The sequence below is a fragment of the Streptomyces sp. NPDC046335 genome (assembly GCF_055587985.1).
Genome location: NZ_JBVJFF010000011.1, coordinates 196,544 through 223,512 on the forward strand (window position 1 = coordinate 196,544; position 26,969 = coordinate 223,512).

Below are 26,969 nucleotides of genomic sequence, written 5' to 3' on the forward strand. Positions count from 1 at the left end.
CGGCGCAGGGTTACTGCGGAGGGTTGCCGTGCTTGCGCGAGGGCAGGTCGGCGTGCTTGTTCGCCAGCATGGCGAGGCTGCTGATCAGGACCTGGCGGGTTTCTGCCGGGTCGATGACGTCGTCGACCAGGCCGCGCTCGGCGGCGTAGTAGGGGTGCATGAGCTCGGCCTTGTACTCCTTGACCATGCGGGCGCGCATGGCTTCGGGGTCTTCGGCGGCGGCGATCTGGCGGCGGAAGATCACGTTGGCCGCGCCTTCGGCGCCCATGACGGCGATCTCGTTGGTGGGCCAGGCGTAGGTGAGGTCGGCGCCGATGGACTGGCTGTCCATGACGATGTACGCGCCGCCGTACGCCTTGCGCAGGATGAGGGAGATGCGCGGGACCGTGGCGTTGCAGTAGGCGTACAGGAGTTTGGCGCCGTGGCGGATGATGCCGCCATGCTCCTGGTCCACGCCCGGCAGGAAGCCGGGGACATCGAGGAGCGTCACGATCGGGATGTTGAAGGCATCGCACATCTGGACGAAGCGAGCCGCCTTCTCCGACGCCTCGATGTCCAGGACACCCGCCAAGGCCTGCGGCTGATTGGCGACGATACCGACGACCTTGCCGTCCAGACGGGCCAGCGCGCAGATGATGTTCCGCGCCCAGCGCTCGTGGACCTCAAGGAAGTCGCCGTCGTCGACGAGTTCCTCGATGACCTTGGTCATGTCGTACGGGCGATTGCCGTCCGCCGGGACCAGGTCGAGCAGGACGTCGGAGCGGCGCTCGGCCGGGTCGTCCGACTCGTGCGCGGGCGGGTTCTCGCGGTTGTTGGAGGGCAGCATCGCGATGAGGTAGCGCACCTCGGCGAGGCAGGTCTCCTCGTCGTCGTACGCGAAGTGGCAGACACCGGACGTCTCGGCGTGCACGTCGGCGCCGCCCAGGCCGTTCTGCGTGATCTCCTCGCCCGTGACCGCGCGGACCACGTCCGGGCCCGTGATGAACATCTGCGAGGTCTCGCGGACCATGAAGACGAAGTCCGTGAGCGCCGGGCTGTACGCCGCGCCGCCCGCACACGGGCCCAGCATCACGCTGATCTGCGGGATCACACCCGACGCCTTGGTGTTGCGCTGGAAGATGCCGCCGTAGCCGGCGAGCGCGCTGACGCCCTCCTGAATACGGGCGCCCGCGCCGTCGTTCAGCGAGACCAGCGGCGCACCGGCCGCGATGGCCATGTCCATGATCTTGTGGATCTTCGTGGCGTGGGCCTCGCCGAGCGCCCCGCCGAAGATCCGGAAGTCGTGCGCGTAGACGAAGACCGTACGGCCCTCGACCGTGCCCCAGCCCGTGATGACGCCGTCGGTGTACGGCTTCTTCGTCTCCAGGCCGAAGCCCGTGGCGCGGTGCCGCCGCAACTGCTCGACCTCATTGAACGAGCCCGGGTCGAGGAGCAGCTCGATCCGCTCGCGTGCGGTCAGCTTGCCCTTGGCGTGCTGCGCCTCGGTCGCCTTCTCGCTGGGTCCGCGCAGCGCCTCCGCACGGATCTCGTGCAGTTCGGCCACGCGCCCACGCGCGTCGGTGGGCTCGCCCCCGGAGGAGGCGGTCTCGTCCAAAACGGTCATGTAGCGACCTTACGGAGCGGCCCCGGGGAAACGGACCGTCGACTCTGTACAGTCTCCGGGCCGTTTTCCTGGCACCCCCGGACAGAAGAGGGCGGGGGCACTGAAGAAGTGACTGCTCAGACCCTCTCCCTCTGTGGGAACCCCACAAAGGAACCCCACGACAGCCACCGCCGAGCCGGTCCCGGCGGCCCGCGCCGGAGGCGTATTGGTGAGGAGCGACAACCGGGCGGGCACGCGGGCCCTCGCGGTCAGTTCGCCCCGCCCTGACCGGCGCTGCCCATCGGGTGGACCGTGACGGGGCTGCCGGAGCCGTCGGTGACGGGCAGGGAGCCCTCGCCCGGCCATGCGATGGAGACCGACTTCGTCTCGTTCGGCGGGGTCACGATCAGCGTGGTGATGCGGACGCCGGAGCCGCCGGAGTCGTTGATGGGGTAGCCGATGCCGAAGGACACCGACTCGCCGTCCTTGAGGACCATGGGGCTCGACGCCTCGCCACTGCGCTTGGCGGACAGATCGCCCTCGCTGGTCTTCAGGTCGACGCCCGCGTAGCCGGACAGAGTGCAGTCCCGGCCGCCGCCGTTCTTGAACGTGACCGCGACGGTGCCCTCGGTGTCGCCGCCGATGGTGTTGTCCGTCGCGGTGACCTCCAGCTCGTCGGTGGCGCACTTGCCGACCTTGGCGTTCGCGTCGGAGCCGCTGCCTGCGGCGGCCGATTCCTGCCCGCCGGAGTTCTTTCCGGAGTTCGTCCCCGCGGAGCCGGCGGAGTCCGCGGAGTCCTTGCCGCCGCCCTGCTCCGAACCGCCCGAGCCGGAACCGCCGCCCGAGGACGACGCGGAGGACGCGGAGGACCCGTCGCCCTGTGCCGAGCCGTCGTCACCATTGCAGGCCGTCATCGACAGACCCGCGGCAACGGCCAGGGCGGCGAAGGTGAGCTTGCGAACGCGCATCGTTTTTTCCTCAGTGTCGGTGGGGGGAGCCGGCCGCTCGGTACGAGTCCGTACGAGGCGGCACCAGCGAGCGTTTCTGATCACCAAGAGCGCACCCGCCCGGCGAACCGTTCCCCCCAATCGGCCCCTAAGACATTCCTGTGACATACACGGATCGACGTGGAGAGCACCGCCGTCGGTCCTCCCCCACGTGCCCCCATGCACCCCCGGCTGCGGTACCCCTACTCCACCCCGTCCGACCTCGGCGAACGGCGCCCGCGCGCAGGCGCGCCGCACCGCTCAGGGGCGCGCGGACAGTGGTTCCCGCCGCCGCTGCACGCCCGTCGCGGTCAACGCCCCGCTGGGACAGAGCCGTAACCCTGTGGATCTTGACCACCGTCGGAGAGGTTGAATGTTGAACAGAATCGCGCTACATTCAATCTCGTTGAACATTCAACAGAATCTTCCGATCCATACGGGAGCCCCGTCCCCCAAGGAGCACGTCATGGGTATCTTCGGCCGCAAGAACGACACCGCCACCCTCACCGCCCCGGCACAGGCCGCGCCGGTCGCCGTCAGCCCGGAGCTCGCCGCGCTGACCGGTGACTACACGATCGACCCGTCGCACTCGACGCTCGGTTTCGTCGCCCGCCACGCCATGGTCACGAACGTCAAGGGCTCGTTCCTCGACGTCTCCGGCACGCTGCACCTGGACGGCTCCGACCCGTCCCGCTCGACGGCCTCGCTCGACGTCAAGATGGACAGCATCGACACCGGAAGCGCCGACCGTGACGGGCACCTGAAGAGCGCGGACTTCTTCAAGACGGAGGAGTTCCCCGAGATGACGTTCCGCTCCACCGAGGTGCGGGCGCTGGGCGGCGACGACTACCGCGTCACCGGCGACCTGACGATCCTGGGGACCACGAAGCCGCTCTCCATCGACCTGGAGTTCAACGGCTCGGCCAAGGACCCCTTCGGCAACGAGCGCGTGGGCTTCGAGGGCAAGGCGGAGATCCTCCGCTCGGACTGGGGCCTCACGTGGAACGCTGCGCTGGAGACCGGGGGCGTTCTTGTCTCCGACAAGATCAAGCTGAACTTCGACATCAGCGCTATCCGCGCGTGAACGGGTCCTCGCCTCGGGGGCGCCCCGGCTTCGGCTTCGGCGCCCCGTGGCTCTTTCCCCCCATGGCGGCTCCGCCGCGAATCGCCGCTTCGCGGCTCGTCCTCAAACGCCGGACGGGCTGAACAGCCACCGCCCGGCTAGAACCCGCCTCCCCCGCCGAAGTCCCCGCCGCCCCCGAAGTCCCCGCCCCCTCCGAAGTCGCCGCCTCCCCCGAAGTCGCCCGGGTCGAAGTCCGTGCCCGAGTGGTCGCCGCCCTCGAAGCCGCCTCCGTTGTCGCCGTATCCGGCGCCGTAGTCGGCCCCGTATGCCGGGCCCGCCATCATTCCGCCGAGCATCGTGCCCAGCAGGAGGCCGGGGAGGATGCCGCCGCCGAAGTAGCCGCCCGCCCAGGGGCCGTACGCCGGGCCCGCCTCCCAGTAGGGGCGGCGGTCGCCGTACTCCGTGGAGACCGTGCGCACCATCGGGTCCTGGCCGTCCGCGAGGCGTGCCGCGTCCGCCGCGCAGACCGGGACCTCACGCTCGGCGCCGCCGGCCGGGGCCCACCGGGCGTCCTGGACCGAGGGGCCGTGCCGCGGGTCGAAGAAGCAGGGGGCGCGGCGCTCCGGCAGTTCGCGGCCCTCGCGGCGGGCGGCGAGCAGGGCCAGCGAGAAGCGGCCGTCCTCCAGGGCCTGGGTCACGGCCCGCACGTCCTCCGGCCGCTGCGCGGCGGCCATGTACGACTTCGCCTTCTCGTAGGCGTCGAGCGCCCGCGCGTAGTCGGCGCGCATCGCGTCGTCCGCGCCCGCCTCGGCGGGATGGAAGTCGAGCCGGTCGAGTTCCTCGCCGAACGCGGTGATGTCCTCGTCGACGACCACGGAGAGTTTGCGCAGGGCCTCGCGCTGCGCCTGCTCGTGGCGCCGCTTCTTGCGCCGGATCACGGCGTAGGCACCGACGCCGCCCGCCACGATCACCACGCCGATTCCGCCCAGGGCGCCGGGCGAGACCCCGTCCGGGGAGCCGCCGTCCCAGGACTCCGGGGCCGCGCCCCTCGCCTGCTCGACCGCCTGGTCGACGAACTCGTTGAGCTGGGTCTCCGCGTCCTGACCCCGTACGAGGGAGACGAGGTTCGCCACCGCGTTGCGCGGCAGGACCGCATGGTCGGCCTTGGCGTTGAAGCCGTCGCCGAGCCGGACCGCGTAGACGCCCGTCACGCCCGTCTCGGCCCGCAGCCGGGGAAAGATGTCCTGCGGCGGGAAGTCCTCCGGCAGCACCGCCACGAAGACCGGTTTGTCCGCGTCCTCGATCTTCTGCGCCAAGGAGTCCGCCTGGCTCTCGGACAGCTGGTCGGCGGCGGCCGGATCGACGTACACCGGCTTTTCCTCCCAGGCCGCGGCGACCTCGGAGGTACTGGTGGCGGCCGTCGCCCCGGGCGCCGCCGTGAAGGAGACGGCGCTCAGGGTGAGCAGCAGCCCGGACAAGCCAACCGTGACCCGCTTCGCCCGATTCCTCATACTTCGAACGTAACTCAGGGAGCGCGTCGGCGTACGTTTCAGGACGTGGGGCTGTTCTCAGCTGCGGAAGGGCTATTCGACCGGCTCGACGCCCGCGCGCAGCAGCCCGTAGGTGTACGCGTCCTCCAGCGCGCCCCAGGACGCGGCGATGACGTTCTCCGCCACGCCGACGGTCGACCACTCGCCGTCGCCGTCGCTGGTGGAGATCAGGACGCGCGTGGTGGAGGACGTGCCGTGCTTGCCCTCCAGGATGCGGACCTTGTAGTCGACGAGCTCCAGCTTGGCGAGCTGGGGGTAGATCCGCTCCAGGCCGACCCGGAGCGCCCGGTCGAGCGCGTTGACCGGGCCGTTGCCCTCGGCCGTGGCGACGATGCGCTCGCCCTTGGCCCACAGCTTCACGGTGGCCTCGTTGGCGTGCGTGCCGTCGGGGCGGTCCTCGACGATGGCCCGCCAGGACTCGACGCGGAAGTAGCGGCGCGCCCTGCCCTCGGCCTCCTCGCGGAGCAGCAGCTCGAAGGAGGCGTCGGCCGCCTCGTACGTGAAGCCCTGGAGCTCGCGCTCCTTGACGCGGTCCACGACGCGGCCGATCAGCTCGCGGTCGCCGCCGAGGTCGACGCCGAGCTCCTTGCCCTTGAGCTCGATGGAGGCGCGGCCCGCCATGTCCGAGACGAGCATCCGGATGCGGTTGCCGACCAGAGTGGGGTCGATGTGCTGGTAGAGGTCCGGGTCGACCTTGATCGCGGAGGCGTGCAGCCCCGCCTTGTGCGCGAAGGCGGAGACGCCCACGTACGGCTGGTGCGTCGACGGGGTCAGGTTCACGACCTCGGCGATGGCGTGCGAGACCCGGGTCATCTCGCGCAGCGAGCCCTCGGGCAGGACCTGCTTGCCGTACTTGAGCTCCAGGGCGGCGACGACGGGGAAGAGGTTGGCGTTGCCGACGCGCTCGCCGTAGCCGTTGGCCGTGCACTGCACGTGGGTGGCGCCCGCGTCGACGGCGGCGAGGGTGTTGGCGACGGCGCAGCCGGTGTCGTCCTGGGCGTGGATGCCGAGCCGGGCCCCGGTGTCGGCGGCGACGGTGGAGACGACGGCCTGGACCTGCGCCGGCAGCATGCCGCCGTTGGTGTCGCACAGGACGACGACGTCGGCGCCGGCCTCGGCGGCGGCCCGCACGACGGACTTGGCGTACTCGGGGTTGGCACGGTAGCCGTCGAAGAAGTGCTCGCAGTCGACGAACACGCGGCGGCCCTGCGCGACGAGGTGGGAGACGGTGTCGCGGACCATCTCCAGGTTCTCGTCCAGGGTGGTGCGCAGCGCGAGTTCGACGTGCCGGTCGTGGGACTTGGCGACGAGGGTGATGACGGGGGCGCCGGACTCCAGGAGGGCGTTGACCTGCGGGTCCTCGGCCGCCTTGGCGTGGGCGCGGCGGGTGGCGCCGAAGGCGACGAGCTGGGCGTGCCGGAAGGTGATCTCCTGCTTGGCCCGGGCGAAGAACTCCGTGTCGCGCGGGTTGGCACCGGGCCAGCCGCCCTCGATGAAGCCCACGCCGAAGTCGTCCAGGTGCCGTGCGATGGTCAGCTTGTCCGCCACGGTGAGGTTGATGCCCTCGCGCTGCGCGCCGTCACGCAGCGTCGTGTCGAAGACGTGGAAGGAATCGTCGGGGGTACTGGTTTCCGTCATGCTGATCTGGCTCCTGTGTCGGATCTCGGTCTACCGGAATGACCGGCTCCACCGTCTAGATGATCCCGCGTGCTCCGCGTCCGGCCTGTGTTGGGCCTGGAAACGAAAAAACCCCTCGTGGGTACGAGAGGTTCGCGCGCGGGTCTGAAGACGACGGTGTCCGCCCGTACGTGGTGGTACGAGACGGTCACTGCGGACCGGCGCGCCTGCTGCCAATAATCATGGCCAACGAGAGCACGGTGGCAGCCTGCCACAGCCCGCACACTCCTCGCTGTTCCGTCTCACGATGCGGGCGGCGTGTGGACACGCCGCCCGCATCGGGCATCGGTGTGCGGCGCTCAGCGCAGATGGCGTACGAAGGCGTCGTCGCCGTCGTTCACATCGCCGCCCAGCAGCGTCTCGTCGCGGGACAGGAAGGCGACGCTCCGGCCGTCGGCCGCGATGCCGCCGGGGGCGACCTTGGCGGACGCCGCGCCTCCGGTGGTGTCCGGGCTGACCAGGGTCGTGGTGTTCTTCCTCAGGTCACGCAGGTAGACGGGCCACTCCTTGCCGTACTCGGCGCCCGGCTCGGCCAGCTCCGTCAGGTACGTGAGGTAGCGGCCGTCGGCGCTGATCGCGGGCGAGCGGGTGTAGGCCTCGCCCGGACCGCCCTGGGTGCCGTGGACGCGCTGGTTGGTGCCGGAGGCGATGTCGTGGACGAAGACGTTCCAGGCGGCGTCGTCGTCGTTCGGGACCAGATGGGTGTCGCGTGACTCGAAGACGACCTTGCGGCCGTCGCCGCTGATGGACGGGTCCAGCGACTCCTTCTCGGTCTCGGAGCCGTCGTACGAGCGGTCGATCTCCGTCAGCTCGCCGGTCTTCCGGTCGCGCAGCCAGACGTCGCTCCAGTCGTCGCCGCGCGGGCCGTTGGAGTAGTTGCGGGCGTAGACGACGCGGCTGCCGTCGTCGCTGACGGTCGCGGAGTGCGACCTGCGCGGCTCCCAGCCGTCGTCCGGCTGGCTGATGCGCTCGGTCGTGCCGGTCTTCCGGTCGCGCAGGAAGACGACGCCGCCGTCGTCACGGTGGTCGGTGTCGAAGACGGCGTAGCGCGCGTCGGCGCTGAGCGAGACACCGCGCGCGCCCCGCCCGTCGAAGCCGTCGGGCAGCTCGACGTCGAGCCGCTCGGTCTTCTTGGTCCTGCGGTCGTGGATCCGGACGTCTGAGGCCGAGTACTCCCCCTCGGGCGAGGAGATGAACGCGACCCGGCGGCCGTCGGCGCTCAGCGCGGCCCCTCTGAGCTCACGCCCGGCCAGGGCGATCCGCTCGGTCCTGCCGGTGCGCAGATCGCGTACGAAGATGTCGCTGAGTCCGTTCGTGTCGCCGGCCACCAGGTCGGTGGCCTCGGAGTCGAAGGCGGCGAACCGCCCGTTCCGGCTGATCACCGCCCCCGCCGACCTGCCGTTCGCCGCCTTCCCCTCGGCCGTGACGCTGATCCCCTCGGTGCGGGGCGCGGCGGGCGCGGCGAAGGCGGCGGGCAGGCTCGCGGCGGTGACCGCGGCGGCGAGAGCGGCGGCCGCCAGGGCGGCGCGGCGCTTGGTGCTGTGCATGGTGTGTTCCCCCGTGCTTTCTGTACGTGGTCGTTTGTTCCGCTGCTCAGCGGGTGTGCCGCACGAAGACGTCGGACACCCCGTTCGTGTCGTCCGGTACCAGGTCGCCCGCGGCCGAGCTGAAGACGACCTTGCGGCCCCGGGCGTCCAGCGCGGCCTGGCCGGCCCTGACTCCCGCGGGGCCGACGTCCGTGAGCCTGCCGGTCCTCAGGTCGAGGACGCGCAGGGCGTCCTGTCCGGTCAGCAGCGCGCGGCGGCCGTCGCCGGTGGCCGACGCGGCGGGCGTCTTGGCGACGCGGCGCGTCGTGCCGGTGCGGAGGTCGTGGGCGTACAGGGCGCCCTGGGCGTTGAAGAGGACGCGTCGGCCGTTGTCGGTGATCCGCACCAGATCCGCCGGGCCGAGCCCGGCGCCGATCCGTGTCCGCTCGCCCGTGTCCCGGTCCTTGACGTGGACGGCCGCCTCCGGGCCGCCGGTCCCGTAGGCGACGCGGCGGCCGTCGGCGCTGAGCGACGCCGCGGCCTTCCAGCCCTCCTCCGGCGCGGAGATGATCTCGTCGGTGCCGGTGGCGGTGTCGCGCACGTACAGGAGGCGGGAGCCCTGATTGCCCGAACGCGTACCGATGCTGTAGGCGACGTGCGTGCCGTCAGGGGTGATGGCCTCGACCGCGCCCAGCTCGTTGCGGTCCGGCGGGTCCGCCGGCCAGAGCCGCTCGGAGGTCCCCGTCGCGCGGTCGTAGAGGTACGGCATCGCGAACCGTTTCGTCGCCGTGTAGGCGATCCGGCCGCCGTCGGCGCTGAACAGGGGCGCGGAGTAGACGGCCCCGTCGCCGGTGCCGACGGCGACGGTCTCGCCGGTGGCCAGGTCCTTCACCCGCAGGCAGTCGAAGAACTCGGCGCAGCCGAAACCGGCCGCCGTCGAGGTGAAACCGGCGTAGCGGCCGTCGGCGCTGATCGCCGCGCCGGCCGATGGCCCGTCGCCCTGGGCGCCGTCGCTGGCGGTGCTGACGCGCTCGGTCCTCGGCGCCTTGGGGCCCGCCTGCGCCGCGGACACGGTGGCGCAGGTGAGGGCGACGGCGGCCGTCGCGCCGATGGCGGCCCTCGCGGTGCGGGACATCAGCGTGCCGTCCACTTGAAGACGTCGTTCACGCCGTTGGTGTCGCCGGGGACGACGTCCGCGTCGGGCGTGGAGTAGACGACGGTGCGCGCCTTCGCGCCGATCGCGCCGGGGGCCGCGACGCCGTGCCCGACGGTGGTCTCGCTGCCGTCGCTCAGCTTGCGCAGCCGCAGCGTCGACTCGTCGTCCCGGTAGAGGACGTGGCGTCCGTCGGGGCTGACCGCCTCCACGTCGGCGCCCGGGATCTTCCGGAGCTTGCCGGTGCGCAGGTCGCGGATCTGGGCGCCGTCGGCGGAGTTCATCGCCACGGTGCGGCCGTTGCCGCTGATCTGCACGACCGCGGTGGCCGTGCCCTCGTCGGCGCGGGTGACCTCGTCCGTCTCGCGGTCGCGGACCCAGACCTCGCCGGTGCCCGCGTCGCGGTAGGCGACATACCGTCCGTCGGCGCTGATGGACGGCGTCGTCATGTCGTGGGCGGAGCTCTGCGGTGGGCCGCTGACGACCTCGCGGGTGTCGGTGACGCGGTCGTAGACCTCGACGCGGTAGGGGTCCTCGGGGTGGTGCGGGCGCAGTTCGTACGCGATGTGGCGGCCGTCGGCGCTGATCGAGGGGTGGGAGGAGGATTCCTTGAAGGCGGCGCCGTCGATCCGCCGGCGCTCACCGGTGGCGAGGTCGGTGAGGAAGACGTTCAAGAGGTACGGGCCCCAGTCGCTGTAGGCGGCGTAGCGGCCGTCGCCGCTGATGACCGGGGCGCTCATGCTGGGTCTGATCCTGGTGACCTGCCCGGTCGTGAGGTCGCGCACGTGGCCGCGGGCCGTCGGCCGCGGCGCGCTGTCCGGCGTCAGGTTGGTGGCGCCGCTGCTGAAGCCGATGTGGCTGCCGCTCGGGGTGATGGAGGCGGCCCCGGAGCCGCCGTTGGCCTCCGTTCCGTCGGCCGCGACGCTCACGCGCTCCACCGTCGGCGCGGGCGGCGCCGCCCGGGCCGCGGTCGTCGGCAGTGCGGTCGCCGGCAGCGCGGTGGCGCCGAGCGCCGCGACGAGTAACGCGCTCACGGACACACGTCTGGCAGTGGACATGGTTTCCCCCACGGACCTGTCACTCCCCCGGCCCGACGCCGAAGGCCCACGGGGATACAAGCGCACCTGCGAGGCAGCCCGCAATCCGCCGGATTGCGTACAACCTGGACGGGCGGCTAGGCGTCCGAGGCGAGCGCCGCGTCCAGGAACTCCCGTACGTGGGCGAGCACTTGTTCGCGTCCGGTGCCGCGCAGGCCGATCGCCACGTGGATGGAGAAGCCGTCGAGGAGCGCCCGCAGCCGGGCCGCGAACCGGTCCGGGTCGACGGGGCCGAACTCGCCGCGCGAGACGCCCTCGGCGACCAGCGCCACCAGGTCGCGGTGCCAGGCGCCCTCGATCGCGGCCTGCCGGTCGCGGCCCTCCTCGTCGGCGTTGAGGGAGCGGTTCCAGACCTCCAGCCAGAGCGTCCAGTGGGGGTCGCCGACGCCGTCGGGGACGTACAGCTCGACGTAGGCGTCCAGGCGTGCGCGGGCCGTGCCGGTGCGGGCGAGGAGGCGGCCGCGCTCGGCGCCGAGGCGGCCCTCGCTCCACTCCAGGGTGCGCAGGAGCAGTTCGTCCTTGGTGCGGAAGTAGTAGATGAGGTGGCCGGAGCTCATGCCGACCTCGCGGCCGAGCGCGGCCATGGTCAGCTTCTCCAGGCCGCGCTCGGCGATCATCTCCATGGCCGCCGCGAGCACGTCCTCACGCGGCGGTGCGTTCTTCCGCGCGCGGGCCTGTCCGGCTCCGGCCATGAGTTACTCCTTGGTCACACCTTCGGCTGCTGCTGGGTGATGCAGTGGATGCCACCGCCCCCGGCAAAGATCGTACGGGCGTCCACGAGCGTCACCGTCCGGTCGGGGAAGAGACCGCGGAAGATGCCCGCGGCGATCTCGTCGTTCGGGTCGCCGAAGGCGCACAGCACGACGCCGCCGTTGCAGAGGTAGTGGTTGATGTAGGAGTAGTCGACCCAGCCCTCGTCGTCCCTGAGAACGGTCGGGGCGGGCACCTCGACGATCCGCAGGGTGCGCCCGCGCGCGTCCTGCTGCCCCTGGAGGGTCGCGATGATCTCCTTGCTGACCTCGAAGTCGGGGTGCGCGGGGTCGCGCTGGGAGTGGACGAGGACGACGCCGGGCGCGGCGAACGCGGCGACGATGTCGACGTGGCCGAGGGTGCCGTAGCCGTGGCCGGGGTAGTCGGCGGTGAGGCCGCGGGGCAGCCAGATCGCCTTGGTGGTGCCGAGCTGGGCGTGGATCTCCGCCTCGGCCTCCGCCTTGGTCAGGCCGGGGTTGCGCTCGGGGCCGAGCTGGACGGTCTCGGTGAGCAGGACGGTGCCCTCGCCGTCGACGTGGATGCCGCCGCCCTCGTTGACCAGGGACGAGGCGTACGTACGGGCTCCGGCGAGGTCGGCGACGTGCCCGCCGATCTTGGCGTCGTGGTCCCAGCGGGCCCACTCCTGGGCGCCCCAGCCGTTGAACGTCCAGTCCACCGCGGCCAGCGCGCCCTTGCCGTCGGTGACGAAGGTCGGCCCGATGTCCCGCATCCAGGCGTCGTCGAGCTCCCGCTCCACGACCTCGATGTCCGGGCCGAGGAGCTCCTTGGCGTACGCGGACTGGGCGGACCCGCAGACCACGGTGACGGGCTCGAAGCGGCGTACGGCTCGGGCGACGTTCGCCCAGGCCAGGCGGGACTCGTCAAGGCCCGCGGGGTCGTCGAAGGTGGGGTTGGGGCACGGCCACGCCATCCAGGTGCGCTCGTGCGGGGCCCACTCGGCGGGCATGCGGAAGCCGTCGGCGGCAGCAGACATGACGTAAACCCTTAAAGGAAGTAGAGGCGGTTGAGGGAGACCGAGTCGGCGGGCTCGGAGCGGACCGGGTCGCCGTCGAGGGTGACGAGGCCGGTCCGCTGGTTCACGTCGATCGAGCCGGTGCGGGAGTTCAGGCGCAGGTCGGCGGGGCCGATGCCGCGGGTGCCGCGCACGGCGACCCTGCGGCGGCGGGTGGGCATGAGGTCGTTGCCCTGGTCGACGGCTGCCTGCGCGACGAACGCCACGGAGATGTCGGCGGGCGTCGCCCCGTACGCCCCGAACTGCGGGCCGAGGACGAGGGGTTCGCAGGTGTCGGTGGCGGCGTTGGGGTCGCCCACGACGCCGTACGCCGGGAAGCCGGACTTGAGGACGAGCTGCGGCTTGGCGCCGAAGTACTCGGGGCGCCAGAGCACGATGTCGGCGAGCTTGCCGGCCTCGATGGAGCCGACCTCGTGGGCGAGGCCGTGCGCGAGGGCGGGGTTGATGGTCAGCTTGGCGATGTAGCGCAGCACGCGCGCGTTGTCGTCGCGCTCGCCGTCGCCCTCCATGGGGCCGAGCTCGGCCTTCATCTTCCCGGCCATCGCGAACGTACGGCGTACGGTCTCACCGGCCCGGCCCATGCCCTGCGCGTCGGACGAGGTGATGCCGATGGCGCCCAGGTCGTGCAGCACGTCCTCGGCGCCCATCGTCCCGGCGCGGATGCGGTCGCGGGCCATGGCGGCGTCGCCCGGCAGGTCGGTCTTCAGGTCGTGGACGGAGACGATCATGCCGTAGTGCTCGGCGACGGCGTCCCGGCCGAAGGGCAGCGTCGGATTGGTGGAGGAGCCGATGACGTTCGGCACGCCCGCCATCTTCAGGACGTTCGGGACGTGGCCGCCGCCGCATCCCTCGATGTGGAAGGCGTGGATGGTGCGGCCTTCGAGGACCTTCAGGGTGTCCTCGACGGACAGGCACTCGTTCAGGCCGTCGCTGTGCAGGGCGACCTGGACGTCGTGCTCCTCGGCGACGCGCAGCGCGGTGTCGAGCGCGCGGGTGTGCGCGCCCATGTCCTCGTGCACCTTGAAGCCGGACGCGCCGCCCTCCGCCAGCGCCTCGATCAGCGGGGCGTCGTGCGAGGACGAGCCGCGGCCGAGGAAGCCGATGTTGACCGGCCAGGCGTCGAAGGCGTTGAAGGCGTGCCGCAGCGCCCAGGGCGAGTTGACGCCGACGCCCCAGACGGGGCCGAACTCCTGGCCGATGATCGTGGTGACGCCGGAGGCGAGGGACGCCTCCATGATGCGCGGCGAGAGCAGGTGGACGTGGGTGTCCACGGAACCGGCGGTGGCGATGAGCCCCTCGCCGGACACGATGGACGTGCCGGTGCCGACCACGACGTCGACGCCGTCGAGGGTGTCGGGGTTTCCCGCCCGCCCGATGGCGTGGATACGGCCTTCCCTGATGCCGATGGACACCTTGCGGATGCCCTGCACGGCGTCGATGACGACGACGTTGCTGATGACGACGTCGCAGGTGTCGCGGACCGCGGCGGCCTTGAGGTGGAGCCCGTCGCGGGCCGTCTTGCCGAACCCGGCGAGGAACTCGTCGCCGTACTTCTGGGCGTCGGACTCGACGCGGATGGTGAGCCCGGAGTCGCCGAGCCGGACGTGGTCGCCGGCGCGTGGGCCGTGCGTGGAGGCGTATTCGTAGGGGTTCATCGCCTGCCCGTAGGGGTTCATCGCTTCTCCTCCGCTCCGAGGTAACCGCAGGCCACAGCCCTGCGCAGGGCCTCTTCCTTCGCGCCGGGCGCGTCGAGCGCGCCGTCCACGAGACCGGCGAAGCCGATGGCGATCCGCTCGCCGCCGATCGGGAGCAGCCCCACGTCGACGCTCTCGCCGGGCCCGAAGCGGACCGAGGACCCGGCGGGCACCGCGAGCCGCAGCCCGTAGGCGGCGGCGCGGTCGAAGTCGAGCCGGGGGTTGGCCTCGAAGAAGTGGAAGTGCGAGGTCACCGAGACCGGCACGGTGGCGGTGTTGCGCACGGTCAGGGTCACCGTGGGCGCGGGGTCGGCGTGCGCGGGGCCGGGGAGCAGCGCTCCCGGGGCCTCGCTGCCGAGGCCGGCGCCTATGGGGTCGCTGACCACCGCGAGGCGGGACCCGTCGTCGAAGACGGCCTCCACATGCACCTCGGTCACCACGTCGGCGACGCCCGGCAGTACGTCGTCGGGGCCGAGGGCGGCGCGGGCGCGCTCGACGGCCTCGGCGAGCCTGACGCCGTCGCGGGCGGCCTCGCAGACCGTGTCGGCGATCAGCGCGGTCGCCTCGGGGACGTTGAGTCTGAGGCCGCGCGCCTTGCGGGCCCTGGCGAGCTCGGCGGCCCCGAAGAGCAGCAGCCGGTCGCGTTCGGTGGGCGTCAGTCGCACCCCTCGACACCTCCTCGGTCACAGGATTTGAACACCACTCTAATGGCGAGATCCCATGGCCGGGACCATTGACGGATGGGCATGGCGCAGGCCACATTGAGCGCTGCTCTAAACTCTGCGACCGGTGCGGCGCGCGGAGCGAGCGATCAGCCGAGACCCAGCGAGCCTCAGGGGCGCCCTCATGCCGATAGAACAGCGCGGAGTCGACACCATCCCGGACGGGGAGCGCACCAGCGGTCCACGAGATCTCGTGTCGATCCTGGTCGGCTCCAACCTCTGCCTCGGGGTGATCATCTTCGGCTGGCTGCCGGTCTCGTTCGGCCTCGGCTTCTGGCAGTCGGTGAGCGCGGTGGTGGCGGGCACGGTCATCGGCACCGCCCTGACCGCGCCGCTCGCCCTGGTCTCCCTGCGCACCGGAACCAACCTCTCCACCTCCTCCGGCGCGCAGTTCGGCGTGCGCGGACGCCTGGTCGGCTCGGTCGTCGGGCTGCTGCTCTCCCTCGGCTACACCGCGCTGACCATCTGGATCGGCGGCGACGTGATGGTGGGCACCCTGCACCGGCTGCTCGGCCTGCCCGCCGGCGGCTTCAGCTACGGCGTCGTCTACGCCCTGCTCGCCGGGGCCACCGTGGTCGGCGCGGTCTTCGGCTACCGGGTGCTGCTCAGGCTCTCCCGGGTGCTCGCCTTCGCCATGACGGCACTGCTGATCCTCGGCGTCATCGCGTACGCGCCCGACTTCACGGCCTCGGCGCTGCCCGCCGCGGGCGGCTATCTGCTGGGCTCGTTCTGGCCGACCTGGCTGCTCGCCCTGGTGGCGGCGGGCCTCTCGGGCCCCATCGCCTTCATCACCCTGCTCGGCGACTACACCCGCTACGTCTCCCCCGCCCGGCACAGCTCACGCGCGGTGCTCGGCGCGGCCTGGCTCGGGCTGATCGCGGGGCTCCTGATCCCGCAGCTCTTCGGCACGTTCACGGCGTACGCGGCCGGCGCCGCCCTCGACTACGCGGGACCGCTCGTCGACGCCTCCCCCGCCTGGTACCTGGTGCCGCTGCTGCTCGCCGCCTCGGCGGGCTCGGTCGGCAACGCGGGGCTGATGCTGTACTCGATGGGCCTCGACCTGGACGCGATCCTGCCCCGCGCCTCGCGTGCCCGCGCCACGTACACGGTCGCCGTGGTCGCCACGGCGTGCGTCTTCGCCGGGCACTTCGCGTGGGAGGCGCAGGACGCGATGACGTCGTTCGTACTGCTCCTGACCGCCATCGGCACCCCGTGGGCGGTGATCACCCTGATCGGCTTCGCGCGCTGCCGCGGGGAGTACGACGCGGACGCCCTCCAGGTCTTCAACCGCCGCGCCAAGGGCGGCGCCTACTGGTACCGCTCGGGCTGGAACGTCCGCGCCACGGCGGCGTGGGCACTGGGCGCCGGGGTGGGCCTGCTCGCGGTCTCCCTCCCGTCGTACGAGGGCCCCCTGCTCACCCTGACCAACGGCGTCGACTGCAGCTTCCTGCTGTCGGGGGTGGTGGGCGGCGCGGCCTACCTGGCGCTGACGGCGCGGGCCGAACGGACCGGCGCGCCCGGCGCCCCCGACCCCGTCCCGACGGCCGCGTCCGCCGACCGCGTAGCCTGAACCGGACCGTGATCAGCGGGTGACCAGGACAGCAGTACGGGGAGAACCACCATGGAAGAACTCATAGGACTCGGCGTCCGCGCGGCCAAGGGTGCGGGGGCCGCGGTCCTCACCGTCGTCGACGCCATCACCGGCGGGCCGCTCACTCCGGTGGGTTCGAACGTCCCGAAGGAGAACGACGGGAAGGCCGACGGGAAGGCCGACGAGGGGGCCGCGGCCGGCAGCGGCGAGAAGTAGGACGGCCGCGACGCACCGAGCCCGGCTCCCCGAATGCTTTCGGGGAGCCGGGCTCGACGCATGCGGGCCGGGCCTCAGGCCAGGTTGTGCATCCAGCCGTGCCGGTCCTCCGCCGTGCCGCGCTGGATGTCGAGGAGGGCCTCGCGGAGCGCCATCGTGACCTTGCCCGGCTCGCCCCCGCTCTGCTGCCACTCGCCCGCGTTGCACTTGACCGTGCCGACAGGCGTGATCACCGCGGCGGTGCCGCAGGCGAAGACCTCGGTCAGGGTGCCGTTCTCGGAGTCGGTCCGCCACTGGTCGATGGAGACGCGGCCCTCCTCGGCGGTGTAGCCGAGGTCACGGGCGACCGAGAGGAGCGAGTCACGGGTGATGCCGGCGAGCAGGGAGCCCGTCAGCGTGGGGGTGACGATCCTGTCCCCGTACACGAAGTACAGGTTCATGCCGCCGAGTTCCTCGACCCACTTGTGCTCCACGGCGTCGAGGTAGGCGACCTGGTCGCAGCCCTTCGCGGCGGCCTCGGCCTGCGCGAGCAGCGACGCGGCGTAGTTGCCGCCGGTCTTGGCGTCGCCCATGCCGCCGGGGACGGCGCGCACGCGGTCCTCGGAGAGCCAGATGGAGACGGGCTTGACGCCACCGGGGAAGTACGCGCCCGCGGGCGAGGCGATCACGATGAAGAGGTACTCGTTGGCGGGCTTCACACCCAGGCCGACCTCAGTCGCGATCATGAAGGGGCGCAGGTAGAGCGACTCCTCGCCGCCGTGCGCCGGAACCCAGTCGATGTCCTGCCGCACCAGCAGGTCGCACGCCTCGATGAACGTCTCGACGGGCAGCTCCGGCATGCCGAGGCGGCGCGCGGAGGACTGGAACCGGCGGGCGTTGGCGTCGGGGCGGAAGGTCGCCACGGTGCCGTCGGGCTGACGGTAGGCCTTGAGGCCCTCGAAGATCTCCTGGGCGTAGTGCAGGACGTTCGTCGCCGGGTCGAGGGAGAGCGGGCCGTAGGGCACGAGCTGCCCGTCGTGCCAGCCGCGGCCCTCCGTCCACTTGACCGTCACCATGTGGTCGGTGAAGTGGCGGCCGAACCCGGGGTTGGCCATGATCGTCTCGCGCTCTGCGGCGCCGAGCGGGGTCGATGAGGGCTTGAGCTCGATGGTCGGCGTCGTCGTCATGAGTACTTCGTCCTTCACGGTGTGATGGTGACGGACCGCGCTCACGCCCGTACCCGTAGGTACGTGGACGTCCGAGCTTCCCTGTCTGTTTCACGGCCCCACGTTCGATTATCGCTCGTGGGGTCCCTGAGAGAGAAACGGCATGGTTGCGGCCCGGGGATCGATGGTGACACCCCGGGGCTCCACAGAGAAGCCGCCGGGTGTCCTCGCGGACCCGGCGGCTTCGTCAAGAGGTCGAACTACCGGGTCAGCCCGCTACTCGTACGGCGAGCGCGTCGCCGATCTGCTCGGTGGAGCGGGCCGTGTCCCCGCGCTCCGCGAGGTCGGCGGAGACCGCGGTCTCGATGCGGACGGCCTCGGTCTCGTAACCGAGGTGGCGCAGGAGGAGCGCGACGGAGAGCACAGTGGCCGACGGGTCGGCCTTGCCCTGGCCCGCGATGTCCGGCGCCGAGCCGTGCACGGGCTCGAACATCGACGGGAACTCACGGCTCGGGTTGATGTTGCCCGAGGCCGCGACGCCGATGCCGCCGGAGACGGCCGCGGCGAGGTCGGTGATGATGTCGCCGAAGAGGTTGTCGGTGACGATCACGTCGAAGCGGCCGGGGTCGGTGACGAGGTAGATCGTCGCGGCGTCGACGTGGATGTAGTCGGTGGTGACCTCGGGGAACTCCTTGGCCACCTGGTTGAAGACGTTCGTCCAGAGGTGACCCGCGTAGGCCAGGACGTTGTTCTTGTGGACCAGCGTCAGCTTCTTGCGCGGGCGGGCCTGGGCGCGGGCGAAGGCGTCGCGGACCACGCGCTCCACGCCGAAGGCGGTGTTGACCGACACCTCGGTGGCGACCTCGTGCGGCGTGCCGGTGCGGATCGAGCCGCCGTTGCCCGTGTACGGGCCCTCGGTGCCCTCACGCACGACGACGAAGTCGATCTCGGGCTGGCCCGCGAGCGGCGTGGCGACACCCGGCAGCAGCTTCGAGGGGCGCAGGTTGACGTGGTGGTCGAAGAGGAAGCGGAGCTTCAGCAGGAAGCCGCGCTCCAGGACGCCGGACGGGACCGAGGGGTCGCCGATCGCGCCGAGCAGGATCGCGTCGTGCTGCTTGAGGGCCTCCGCGTCGGCATCGGTGAGGGTCTCACCGGTCGCGTGGTACCGCTTGGCGCCGAAGTCGAACTCCGTCGTCCGCAGCTTCACATCCTGCGGGAGCACAGCGTTGAGGACCTTGAGCCCCTGGGCCACGACCTCTTGGCCGATGCCGTCTCCGGGGATGACTGCGAGATTGATGCTGCGAGTACTTGCCGACATGCGGGCACCCTACTCTTCCGTCCCACGGGATGACACGAGCAGTCCGCCATACGGACATGCATGCGGCACGTCATACGGACACGCCCTGTGGCGCCACCACATGGCCACCGCCTCTTCACCTGGAGGCCCGCCTCCAGTTGGGGGCCGCTGGGAACTTCTCCCTGCATGGACACTCCCCATGTCGGCATACCGGAGCGGCTCGCGGCCGGGATGAGCATGCCGGAACAGCACGAGTACCTGCGCGGACGGCTCTCCCGCCGCAGGGTGCTCGCCGGGTCGTTCGCCGCGGCCGGGACGGCGGCCGGCGCCGTGCTCCTCGCGGGCAGCTCGGGCAGCCCGTACAGCGAGGGAGCCGCGCGCACGTCGGCGGTGACGCCGGCGACGCCGGCCACGCGGGCCCGGGTCGACGGCAGGCTGGTCGCGCCCTTCGGGCGGCACCTCGCGTTCGGCGCCGACCCGAGGACGCAGATGCGGATCTCCTGGCAGGTGCCGCTCGCGGTGAGGTCGCCGTACGTGCGGATCGGCACGCGGCCCTGGGAGCTGAGCCAGAGGATCGGGGCGGAGGTGCGCGATCTGCACACCCCGTCGCTGTCGAAGAAGCTCCCGGCCGTGGAGCAGTACTACGTCCACGCGGCGCTGGACGGGCTGCGGCCGGGCACGACGTACTACTACGGCGTCGGCCACGACGGCTTCGACCCGGCGTCGCCCGAGCGGATGGCGACGCTCGGCACGTTCAGGACGGCGCCCGCCGCGCCCGGGAGGTTCGTCTTCACGGCCTTCGGCGACCAGGGCGTGAGCTACCACGCGCTCGCCAACGACCAGCTCATCCTGGGCCAGGACCCGTCCTTCCACCTGCACGCGGGCGACCTCTGCTACGCGGACGACACCGGGCACGGCAAGGAGTCGGACACCTACGACGCGCGCGTGTGGGACACCTTCCTCGCGCAGACGGAGTCGGTCGCGAAGTCGGTGCCGTGGATGGTGACGACCGGCAACCACGACATGGAGGCGTGGTACTCGCCGAACGGCTACGGCGGGCAGGCCGCCCGCTGGTCGCTGCCGGACAACGGCTTCGACCCCTCGCGCGCGCCCGGCGTCTACTCCTTCACCTACGGCAACGTCGGGGTGGTCGCCCTGGACGCCAACGACGTCTCCTACGAGATCCCGGTGAACCGGGGCTACTCGGACGGCAGGCAGACCGCCTGGCTCGACCGGCGGCTCGGTGAGCTGCGGGCGGCCGACGGGATCGACTTCATCGTCGTCTTCTTCCACCACTGTGCCTACTCGACGTCGCGGCACGCCTCGGACGGCGGGGTCCGCGACGCCTGGCTGAAGCTGTTCACGAAGCACCAGGTGGACCTGGTGATCAACGGCCACAACCACGTCTACGAACGCACCGACGCCATCAAGGGCGGCGAGGTCGGCAAGCCCGTGCCGGTCGGCGCGTCGACCGATCCGACGCGCGACGGCATCGTGTACGTCACCGCGGGCGGCGCGGGCAAGGACCTCTACGGTTTCGGCCCCGGGGTGAAGGACAGCCACGAGGGCCACGTCCGCGACCGTGACCACGTCACGACCTTCCACTGGACGCGGCGGCAGCGGCGGTCCGACCCCGAGACCGTCGAGTGGTCACGGGTGCGCTACACCGGCTACTCGTTCCTCGCGGTGGAGGTGACGGCCGGCGCGCGTCCGAAGCTGGCGGTCTCCGCGCTCGCCGAGAGCGGCGAGCGCATCGACCACTTCGAGGTCGTACGCGGGTCACGGTGACCGGACGGTGACCGGACCCGTCGTACGGGCGGGCCTTTTACGGGCGGGGCTCAGTGCCCCGTTTCGCCGCCGTTGTCCCTGCGGTCGAGGGCGCGCTGGAGGGCGGCTGCGGCGTTCTTGCGCTCGGAGTCGCTCTTGCGGGGGATGTGACGGACTCGGCGGACGGTCGTCTCGGCCATGGGGGATCCACTCCTTGAGGGAAGGGTGATTTCGAGACGCCGGGGGCGGGGAGCCATGGAGCGGCAGGGTTCGCCTGCGCGGGGCTCCGGCTCACGACCGCCATTCGCTTGATCTAGCGAGACGTTCGGCTCCTACAAAGCTAAGGGAGGACGGAGCGTCTGTCTCCACAATTACTCGGACTTCCTACTATCTGAGACGGCCGTCACGCGCGCGCCGCCCTCAGCTCGCGGATCAGCGCCCGCACCGCTACGGAAGAGGCCAGCTCAGGGGTGGTGACATAGCCGACGGAGCGGGTCGGGCGGCCCGTTCCGAGGTCGGTGACCTGGACCACGTCCGGCGCTCCCGTCAGCGACAGGGCGGGCATGATCGCCATGCCGTGGCCGTTGCCCACCATGGAGAGGACCGCCCCGTCGTCCTCGGTCAGGACCGTCGCCCTCGGAATCCAGTCCTGCCCCGCCCACCACTGCCTGGTGTACGAGCCGCAGTTCTCGTGCCAGTCGACCAGCGGCAGGGAGCGCGGGTCGGGATGGCCCGCCGGGTGCACCAGCGAGTACTCCTCCTCGATCAGCTCGCCGCTGATGAGCCCCGGGGGCAGCGGCGAGGTGCCGCCGAGCGTCACGATACCCACGTCGGCCCGGCCCGCCGCGACCTCGCCCGCCGTGCCCGCGCCCAGCTCGCGCACCACCCGGACCTCCGGCTCGATGCCGGGGTGCCGGGCGGTGAGCCGCTTCAGGGCCGCGGGCAGCAGGTGCAGCGCCGCGCTGCGGAAGGCGGCGATGCGCAGCGGTCCGTCGACGGTGCCCCGCGCGGCGCCGCGGGCCTCCGCGACCAGGGCGTCGAGCAGCCGCAGGACGCGCCGGGCGTGCGCGGCGGCGGCGACCCCGGCGGGCGTGGGCGTCGCGCCCTTGCGCCCGCGCTCGAAGAGGACGACGCCGACCTTGCGTTCCGTGCCGCGGATGGAGTGCGACACGGCGGACTGAGTGAGCCCCAACGCCTGCGCGGCCGCGGAGAACCCACGCTCACGGTCGACGGCGACGAGTATCCGCAGCTCGTTCGGGGCGAGATCGGCGGCGGGGCCGGGCGGCGCGGCGGACATCGGCTCGGCAAGGCCGGGCCGCGCGGCCGTGGAGGGTGGCTTCATGGGGTTCACCTGGTTCTATGAGGGGCCCTCATGGGTCGGGTCGTTTCATGAGCGCAACCCTCTGCCCGGGGGGCGCATTCCTGTCTAGCGTCACGGACATGACCGAGACCGCGCTCACCGTGCACCAGACCGCCCGCCCCCACGGCTTCCCCACCGCCGGGGACTTCACCTTCGTGGAGTCCGCGCCGCCCGCGCCCGCGCCGGGCACCGCCCTGGTCGAGAACCTCTACTGGTCCGTCGACCCGTACCACCGCGAGATGATGGACGGCGAGTTCGAGCTCGACGCCCCGCTGGAGGGCCGCACCATCGGCCGCGTCGTGGAGTCGCGCGACCCGGCGCTCCCCGAGGGCGAGATCGTGTTCCACCGCCAGGGCTGGCGCACGCACGCCGTGGTGACCCCGGACGAGGCCCGCCGCCTCCCCCGCTTCGACGGCGTACCGCTCTCCGCCTTCATGGGCATCCTCGGCGGCACCGGCCTGACCGCGTACGTGGGCCTCACCCGCGTCGCCGAACTCCGCGAGGGGCAGGACGTGTTCGTCTCCGCGGCCGCCGGCGGCGTCGGCACGGCGACCGGACGCCTCGCCCGCCTCATGGGCGCGGGCCGCCTCGTCGGCAGCGCGGGCTCGGCCGCCAAGGGCGCCCACCTCACCGAGCACGTCGGCTACGACGAGGTCTTCGACTACCACGCGGGCCCCGTCGCCGATCTCCTCGCCAAGGCGGCGCCCACCGGCATCGACGTGTACGTCGACAACGTGGGCGACGAGCACCTGGAGGCCGCGATCTCCTCGCTGCGCGACCGCGGGCGGATCGTCCGCGTCGGCACGATCGCGCGGTACAACGCCACGGACGCGCCCTACGCGCTGCGCAACCTCCCCGACATCGTCGAGAAGAGCCTGCGCATGGAGGGCTTCCTCGTCAGGGACTACCGGCACCTGCAAGAGGAGCTGTACGAGTTCGTCGTGCCGCATCTGCGCAGCGGCCGGGTGGGCCTCGACCAGACCGTGGTCACGGGGTTCGACCGGATCGTGGAGGCGTTCCTGGGGATGCTGCGCGGCGAGAACCTGGGGAAGATGATCGTCCGCGCCACCGACACCGCCTGAGGGACGGCGCGCGCCCCCCAGGGTGACGTACGCAGGGTGGTCACGGTGACACCGTACTCAGCTGCGCCAAGACGGCGGAAAGCCGGGCGCCGAAGGCGCGGGGCGCCCAGAATCGGAGGCATGTCTGAGACCCAGCATCAGCAAGAGTGGGCCCCCATCCACGGCCGGCCCTACCGTTCCGTCCCCTACCGCCCGGAGCGCATGCCCGACGCGGAGTCCCGCGAGAGGGCCGCCCACCTGCGCAGGCGCATGGACGAACGCCGCACCGTACGGCAGTTCTCCCCCGACCCCATACCGGAGCAGGCCGTACGGGACGCCATCGCGTGCGCGGCGACGGCACCGTCCGGCGCACACCAGCAGCCCTGGACGTTCGTCCTGGTCAAGGACCCGGAGGTGCGCCGCCGTATCCGCGAGGCCGCCGAGCACGAGGAGCGCGTCTCCTACGACGGTCGGCTCGGCGAGGAGTGGCTCGCTGCCCTGCGGCCCCTCGGCACGGACGAGGTGAAGGCGCACCTGACGGACGCCCCCGCCCTGATCGTCGTCTTCCAGCAGCGCCACTGGCTCGGCGAGGACGGCACCAAGCACAAGCACTACTACGTGGACGAGTCCGTCGGCATCGCGGTCGGCATGCTGCTCTCCGCCCTGCACCTGTCCGGCCTCGCCGCCCTGATCCACACGCCGAGCCCGATGCGGTTCCTCTCCGAGGTGCTCGGCCGCCCCGCGAACGAGAAGGCGTTCGCGGTCATCCCCGTGGGGTATCCGGCGCCGGACTGCCGGGTCCCCGACCTCGTGCGCAAGTCACTGGACCAGGTCCTCGTGGAGGTCTGAGCACCGGAAAAGACACCGCCTCCGACCGGGGTGGGGCCCAGGTCGGAGGCGGGGTTCAGGGGCGGGCCACCAGGGCCCGGCGGGGGCGTCAGCCCATGTGCGGGTAGCCGTACTCGGTCGGCGGGACCAGCGTCTCCTTGATGGCGCGGGTCAGCGTCCACCGCTGGAGGTTCTGCGGGGCGCCGGCCTTGTCGTTGGTGCCGGAGGCGCGGCCGCCGCCGAAGGGCTGCTGGCCGACGACGGCGCCGGTCGACTTGTCGTTGATGTAGAAGTTGCCCGCGGCGTAGCGGAGCTTCTCCATCGTGTACGCGGCGGCGGCGCGGTCGTTCGCGATGACCGAGCCGGTGAGCGCGTAGTCGGAGGCCGACTCCATCTGGGCCAGCATCTCGTCGTACTTGTCGTCCTCGTAGACGTGCACGGCGAGGAACGGGCCGAAGTACTCGGTCGTGAAGACCTCGTTCGCCGGGTCGGAGCACTCGACGACGGTCGGACGCACGAAGTAGCCGACCGAGTCGTCGTAGGTGCCGCCCGCGACGATGGTGCAGGAGTCGTCCGCCTTGGCGCGGTCGATGGCCGCCTTGTTCTTGGCGAACGCGCGCTCGTCGATGACGGCGCCGATGAAGTTCGACAGATCGGTGACGTCACCCATCTTGATGCCGTCGACCTCGGCCGCGAACTCCTCCTTGAAACCGGAGTTCCAGATGGAGGCCGGGACGTAGGCGCGCGAGCTCGCGGAGCACTTCTGGCCCTGGAACTCGAAGGAGCCGCGGGTCAGCGCGGTCTTGAGGATCGCGCGGTCGGCGCTGGGGTGCGCGACGACGAAGTCCTTGCCGCCGGTCTCGCCGACCAGACGCGGGTACGTGCGGTACTTGGCGATGTTCTCGCCGACCGTCTTCCACAGGTGCTGGAAGGTCGGGGTGGAGCCGGTGAAGTGGATGCCCGCGAGGTCACGGTGGTGCAGGGCGACCTCGGAGACGGCGATGCCGTCACCGGTGACGAGGTTGATGACGCCCTTGGGCAGACCGGCCTCTTCGAGGAGCTGCATGAGCAGCACGGCGGCGTGCGTCTGCGTCGGGGACGGCTTCCACACGACCACGTTGCCCATGAGCGCCGGGGCGGTGGGGAGGTTGCCCGCGATGGCGGTGAAGTTGAACGGCGTGATCGCGTAGACGAAGCCCTCGAGCGGGCGGTGGTCCAGACGGTTCCAGACGCCGGTCGCGTTCGCCGGGGGCTGCTCGGCGAGCAGGTCACGGGCGTACTTGACGTTGAAGCGCCAGAAGTCGATGAGCTCACAGGGAGTGTCGATCTCGGCCTGCTGGGCGGTCTTCGACTGGCCGAGCATCGTCGAGGCGGCCAGCGTCTCGCGCCACGTGGTGGAGAGCAGCTCGGCGGCGCGCAGGATGATCGCGGCACGGTCGTCGAAGGACATCGCGCGCCACGCCGGGGCGGCGGCCAGGGCGGCGTCGATCGCGTCCTGGGCGTCCTGCTGGGTGGCGCCGCGGCCGGTGCCGATGACGGCCTTGTGGTTGTGCGGCTGCACGACCTGGAAGGGCTCGCCGCCGCCGAGGCGCTTGACGCCGCCGATGGTCATCGGCAGCTCGATCGGGTTCTCGGCCAGCTCCTTGAGCTTGGTCTCGAGGCGGGCACGCTCCGGGGAACCGGGAGCGTAACCGTGCACCGGCTCGTTGACCGGGGCGGGGACCTGAGTGACAGCGTCCATGAGTTCCGTATCTCCTTAAGAGGGTCGAGGGGGTTGGGAAGCTCAGCCCTTGGTTCAGTCCTTGGTGAGGATGGAGCGGGCGAAGAAGAGCAGGTTGGCGGGCTTCTCGGCGAGACGGCGCATGAAATAGCCGTACCAGTCGGTGCCGTAGGCGGTGTACACACGCATGCGGTGCCCCTCGGCGGCGAGCCGCAGGTGCTCGTCGCTGCGGATGCCGTACAGCATCTGGAACTCGTACTCATCCAGTTTGCGCCCTGCGCGCCGGGCGAGCTCCTGCGCGATGGAGATCAGCCGCGGGTCGTGCGACCCGATCATCGGATACCCGTCGCCCTCCATGAGGATACGGGTGATCCGCACGTACGCCTTGTCGATCTCGGCCTTGTCCTGGTAGGCGACCTCGGCGGGCTCCTTGTAGGCGCCCTTCACGATGCGTACGCGGCTGCCGGCGGCGGCCAGGCGGCGGGCGTCGGCCTCGGTGCGGAAGAGGTAGGACTGGATGACGCAGCCGGTCTGCGGGAAGTCCTTCCGCAGCTCCTCGTGGATGGCGAACATCGAGTCGAGGGTGGTGTGGTCCTCGGCGTCCAGGGTGACCGTGGTGCCGATGGCCGCGGCGGCCTCGACGACGGGCCGGACGTTCGCCAGAGCCAGCTCGTGGCCGTCCTGAAGCGCCTGGCCGAACATCGACAGCTTCACGGACATCTCGGCCCTGGCGCCGAGGCCCAGGTCCTCAAGGCGCCCGATGAGCTCCAGGTAGGCGTCACGGGCGGCGTGGGACTGCTCGACGGTGGTGATGTCCTCGCCCACCACGTCGAGGGTGACCTCAAGGCCCTTGCCGGTGGCGTCGACGATGATCGGCACGACGTGGTCGACGCTCTCGCCCGCGATGAAGCGGTCGACGACCTGCTTGGTGCCGGGGGCCGCCGAGACGAAACGGCGCATCTTGTCGCTGCGCGACGCGGCGAGGATCACGGGACCCAGCACGGGCACCTCCACAGGTGTATGAAATCGAGTGCGTAACGACATGCCCCCCATATGGGGAATGCGGCGGTACGGCACGGAGAACCACCGTGAAATCTAAGGATCCACCGGGCACCGAACCATCGACACCTGTCACGCATCCGTGCCCCGGA

23 protein-coding genes are annotated in these 26,969 nt (G+C 71.4%); 6 read left to right on the top strand and 17 right to left on the bottom strand.

Features of this window, described 5'->3' with window-relative positions:
• Positions 1-10: 10 nt before the first annotated feature.
• Positions 11-1,603 (bottom strand): acyl-CoA carboxylase subunit beta, encoded by a 1,593-nt coding sequence (locus tag ACZ6JY_RS26970; RefSeq protein ID WP_469199712.1) that lies wholly within the window; start codon positions 1,601-1,603, stop codon positions 11-13.
• A gap of 248 nt (positions 1,604-1,851) precedes the next feature.
• Entirely contained in the window at positions 1,852-2,550 is a 699-nt protein-coding gene (locus ACZ6JY_RS26975) for a DUF4232 domain-containing protein (RefSeq protein WP_469199714.1), read from the bottom strand.
• 484 nt (positions 2,551-3,034) lie between these two features.
• Between ACZ6JY_RS26975 and ACZ6JY_RS26980 the strand changes: the two genes are divergently transcribed.
• Entirely contained in the window at positions 3,035-3,652 is a 618-nt protein-coding gene (locus tag ACZ6JY_RS26980; RefSeq protein WP_469199716.1) for a YceI family protein, read from the top strand.
• 137 nt (positions 3,653-3,789) lie between these two features.
• On the opposite strand, the gene ACZ6JY_RS26985 is transcribed toward ACZ6JY_RS26980, so the two are convergent.
• The 9 genes from ACZ6JY_RS26985 to ureA form a co-directional block, all read right to left on the bottom strand.
• Positions 3,790-5,142, bottom strand: coding sequence for a hypothetical protein (locus ACZ6JY_RS26985; protein ID WP_469199718.1), 1,353 nt, complete (start codon positions 5,140-5,142; stop codon positions 3,790-3,792).
• 72 nt (positions 5,143-5,214) lie between these two features.
• Positions 5,215-6,819, bottom strand: coding sequence for a citramalate synthase (gene cimA, locus ACZ6JY_RS26990; RefSeq protein ID WP_469199720.1), 1,605 nt, complete (start codon positions 6,817-6,819; stop codon positions 5,215-5,217).
• Between the two features lie 338 nt (positions 6,820-7,157).
• Entirely contained in the window at positions 7,158-8,405 is a 1,248-nt protein-coding gene (locus ACZ6JY_RS26995; protein WP_469199722.1) for a TolB family protein, read from the bottom strand.
• Between the two features lie 46 nt (positions 8,406-8,451).
• Entirely contained in the window at positions 8,452-9,519 is a 1,068-nt protein-coding gene (locus ACZ6JY_RS27000) for a TolB family protein (RefSeq protein WP_469199724.1), read from the bottom strand.
• Entirely contained in the window at positions 9,519-10,571 is a 1,053-nt protein-coding gene (locus tag ACZ6JY_RS27005; protein ID WP_469199726.1) for a TolB family protein, read from the bottom strand. The genes ACZ6JY_RS27000 and ACZ6JY_RS27005 overlap by 1 nt, the downstream gene beginning before the upstream one ends.
• Positions 10,572-10,711: 140 nt before the next feature.
• On the bottom strand, positions 10,712-11,326 hold the full coding sequence (locus ACZ6JY_RS27010) for a TetR/AcrR family transcriptional regulator (protein ID WP_469199728.1): 615 nt from the start codon (positions 11,324-11,326) through the stop codon (positions 10,712-10,714).
• A 14-nt stretch (positions 11,327-11,340) separates the two neighbouring features.
• Complete coding sequence (locus ACZ6JY_RS27015) at positions 11,341-12,378, bottom strand: agmatine deiminase family protein (protein ID WP_469199730.1); 1,038 nt, start codon at positions 12,376-12,378, stop codon at positions 11,341-11,343.
• An 11-nt stretch (positions 12,379-12,389) separates the two neighbouring features.
• Positions 12,390-14,072, bottom strand: a complete 1,683-nt coding sequence (locus ACZ6JY_RS27020; RefSeq protein WP_469200104.1) for an urease subunit alpha — start codon at positions 14,070-14,072, stop codon at positions 12,390-12,392.
• A 17-nt stretch (positions 14,073-14,089) separates the two neighbouring features.
• Positions 14,090-14,776: an urease subunit gamma gene (gene ureA, locus ACZ6JY_RS27025; RefSeq protein WP_469199732.1), complete on the bottom strand. Its 687-nt coding sequence runs from the start codon at positions 14,774-14,776 to the stop codon at positions 14,090-14,092.
• A 181-nt stretch (positions 14,777-14,957) separates the two neighbouring features.
• Here ureA and ACZ6JY_RS27030 point away from each other — a divergent pair, with 181 nt between their 5' ends.
• Entirely contained in the window at positions 14,958-16,403 is a 1,446-nt protein-coding gene (locus tag ACZ6JY_RS27030) for a cytosine permease (RefSeq protein ID WP_469199734.1), read from the top strand.
• A gap of 51 nt (positions 16,404-16,454) precedes the next feature.
• Positions 16,455-16,640, top strand: a complete 186-nt coding sequence (locus tag ACZ6JY_RS27035; protein ID WP_469199736.1) for a hypothetical protein — start codon at positions 16,455-16,457, stop codon at positions 16,638-16,640.
• A gap of 74 nt (positions 16,641-16,714) precedes the next feature.
• Here ACZ6JY_RS27035 and ACZ6JY_RS27040 read toward each other — a convergent pair whose 3' ends face one another.
• Together ACZ6JY_RS27040 and ACZ6JY_RS27045 are read right to left on the bottom strand one after the other, a co-directional pair.
• On the bottom strand, positions 16,715-17,806 hold the full coding sequence (locus tag ACZ6JY_RS27040) for a branched-chain amino acid aminotransferase (protein WP_469200106.1): 1,092 nt from the start codon (positions 17,804-17,806) through the stop codon (positions 16,715-16,717).
• A gap of 247 nt (positions 17,807-18,053) precedes the next feature.
• A complete protein-coding gene (locus ACZ6JY_RS27045) occupies positions 18,054-19,103 on the bottom strand; it encodes a 3-isopropylmalate dehydrogenase (RefSeq protein ID WP_469199738.1) in 1,050 nt (349 codons plus the stop codon).
• A gap of 165 nt (positions 19,104-19,268) precedes the next feature.
• On the opposite strand from ACZ6JY_RS27045, the gene ACZ6JY_RS27050 reads away from it, so the two are divergent.
• The gene (locus ACZ6JY_RS27050) at positions 19,269-20,870 is read left to right on the top strand and encodes a purple acid phosphatase family protein (RefSeq protein ID WP_469199740.1); all 1,602 of its coding nucleotides are present in this window, start codon (positions 19,269-19,271) and stop codon (positions 20,868-20,870) included.
• Between the two features lie 50 nt (positions 20,871-20,920).
• On the opposite strand, the gene ACZ6JY_RS27055 is transcribed toward ACZ6JY_RS27050, so the two are convergent.
• A complete protein-coding gene (locus ACZ6JY_RS27055) occupies positions 20,921-21,049 on the bottom strand; it encodes a hypothetical protein (protein WP_469199742.1) in 129 nt (42 codons plus the stop codon).
• 203 nt (positions 21,050-21,252) lie between these two features.
• Positions 21,253-22,146, bottom strand: a complete 894-nt coding sequence (locus tag ACZ6JY_RS27060) for a LysR family transcriptional regulator (RefSeq protein WP_469200108.1) — start codon at positions 22,144-22,146, stop codon at positions 21,253-21,255.
• A gap of 143 nt (positions 22,147-22,289) precedes the next feature.
• On the opposite strand from ACZ6JY_RS27060, the gene ACZ6JY_RS27065 reads away from it, so the two are divergent.
• Positions 22,290-23,291 (top strand): NADP-dependent oxidoreductase, encoded by a 1,002-nt coding sequence (locus ACZ6JY_RS27065; protein WP_469199744.1) that lies wholly within the window; start codon positions 22,290-22,292, stop codon positions 23,289-23,291.
• A 120-nt stretch (positions 23,292-23,411) separates the two neighbouring features.
• Positions 23,412-24,119, top strand: coding sequence for a nitroreductase family protein (locus ACZ6JY_RS27070; protein WP_469199746.1), 708 nt, complete (start codon positions 23,412-23,414; stop codon positions 24,117-24,119).
• Positions 24,120-24,207: 88 nt separating this feature from the next.
• Here ACZ6JY_RS27070 and pruA read toward each other — a convergent pair whose 3' ends face one another.
• Positions 24,208-25,839, bottom strand: coding sequence for an L-glutamate gamma-semialdehyde dehydrogenase (gene pruA, locus ACZ6JY_RS27075; RefSeq protein ID WP_469199748.1), 1,632 nt, complete (start codon positions 25,837-25,839; stop codon positions 24,208-24,210).
• Between the two features lie 54 nt (positions 25,840-25,893).
• On the bottom strand, positions 25,894-26,820 hold the full coding sequence (locus ACZ6JY_RS27080) for a proline dehydrogenase family protein (protein WP_469199750.1): 927 nt from the start codon (positions 26,818-26,820) through the stop codon (positions 25,894-25,896).
• Positions 26,821-26,969: the final 149 nt, after the last annotated feature.

Coding starts and splice junctions, on each gene's coding strand:
- ACZ6JY_RS27040 (WP_469200106.1), bottom strand. CDS start 17,806: ATGACGACGACGCCGACCATCGAGCTCAAGCCCTCATCGACCCCGCTC.
- ACZ6JY_RS27000 (WP_469199724.1), bottom strand. CDS start 9,519: ATGTCCCGCACCGCGAGGGCCGCCATCGGCGCGACGGCCGCCGTCGCC.
- ACZ6JY_RS27015 (WP_469199730.1), bottom strand. CDS start 12,378: ATGTCTGCTGCCGCCGACGGCTTCCGCATGCCCGCCGAGTGGGCCCCG.
- ACZ6JY_RS27010 (WP_469199728.1), bottom strand. CDS start 11,326: ATGGCCGGAGCCGGACAGGCCCGCGCGCGGAAGAACGCACCGCCGCGT.
- ACZ6JY_RS27045 (WP_469199738.1), bottom strand. CDS start 19,103: ATGTCGGCAAGTACTCGCAGCATCAATCTCGCAGTCATCCCCGGAGAC.
- ACZ6JY_RS26975 (WP_469199714.1), bottom strand. CDS start 2,550: ATGCGCGTTCGCAAGCTCACCTTCGCCGCCCTGGCCGTTGCCGCGGGT.
- ACZ6JY_RS26995 (WP_469199722.1), bottom strand. CDS start 8,405: ATGCACAGCACCAAGCGCCGCGCCGCCCTGGCGGCCGCCGCTCTCGCC.
- ACZ6JY_RS27060 (WP_469200108.1), bottom strand. CDS start 22,146: ATGTCCGCCGCGCCGCCCGGCCCCGCCGCCGATCTCGCCCCGAACGAG.
- ACZ6JY_RS27065 (WP_469199744.1), top strand. CDS start 22,290: ATGACCGAGACCGCGCTCACCGTGCACCAGACCGCCCGCCCCCACGGC.
- ACZ6JY_RS27035 (WP_469199736.1), top strand. CDS start 16,455: ATGGAAGAACTCATAGGACTCGGCGTCCGCGCGGCCAAGGGTGCGGGG.
- ACZ6JY_RS27020 (WP_469200104.1), bottom strand. CDS start 14,072: ATGAACCCCTACGAATACGCCTCCACGCACGGCCCACGCGCCGGCGAC.
- pruA (WP_469199748.1), bottom strand. CDS start 25,839: ATGGACGCTGTCACTCAGGTCCCCGCCCCGGTCAACGAGCCGGTGCAC.
- ACZ6JY_RS26980 (WP_469199716.1), top strand. CDS start 3,035: ATGGGTATCTTCGGCCGCAAGAACGACACCGCCACCCTCACCGCCCCG.
- ACZ6JY_RS26970 (WP_469199712.1), bottom strand. CDS start 1,603: ATGACCGTTTTGGACGAGACCGCCTCCTCCGGGGGCGAGCCCACCGAC.
- ACZ6JY_RS27050 (WP_469199740.1), top strand. CDS start 19,269: ATGGACACTCCCCATGTCGGCATACCGGAGCGGCTCGCGGCCGGGATG.
- cimA (WP_469199720.1), bottom strand. CDS start 6,819: ATGACGGAAACCAGTACCCCCGACGATTCCTTCCACGTCTTCGACACG.
- ACZ6JY_RS27055 (WP_469199742.1), bottom strand. CDS start 21,049: ATGGCCGAGACGACCGTCCGCCGAGTCCGTCACATCCCCCGCAAGAGC.
- ACZ6JY_RS27030 (WP_469199734.1), top strand. CDS start 14,958: ATGCCGATAGAACAGCGCGGAGTCGACACCATCCCGGACGGGGAGCGC.
- ACZ6JY_RS27070 (WP_469199746.1), top strand. CDS start 23,412: ATGTCTGAGACCCAGCATCAGCAAGAGTGGGCCCCCATCCACGGCCGG.
- ACZ6JY_RS26985 (WP_469199718.1), bottom strand. CDS start 5,142: ATGAGGAATCGGGCGAAGCGGGTCACGGTTGGCTTGTCCGGGCTGCTG.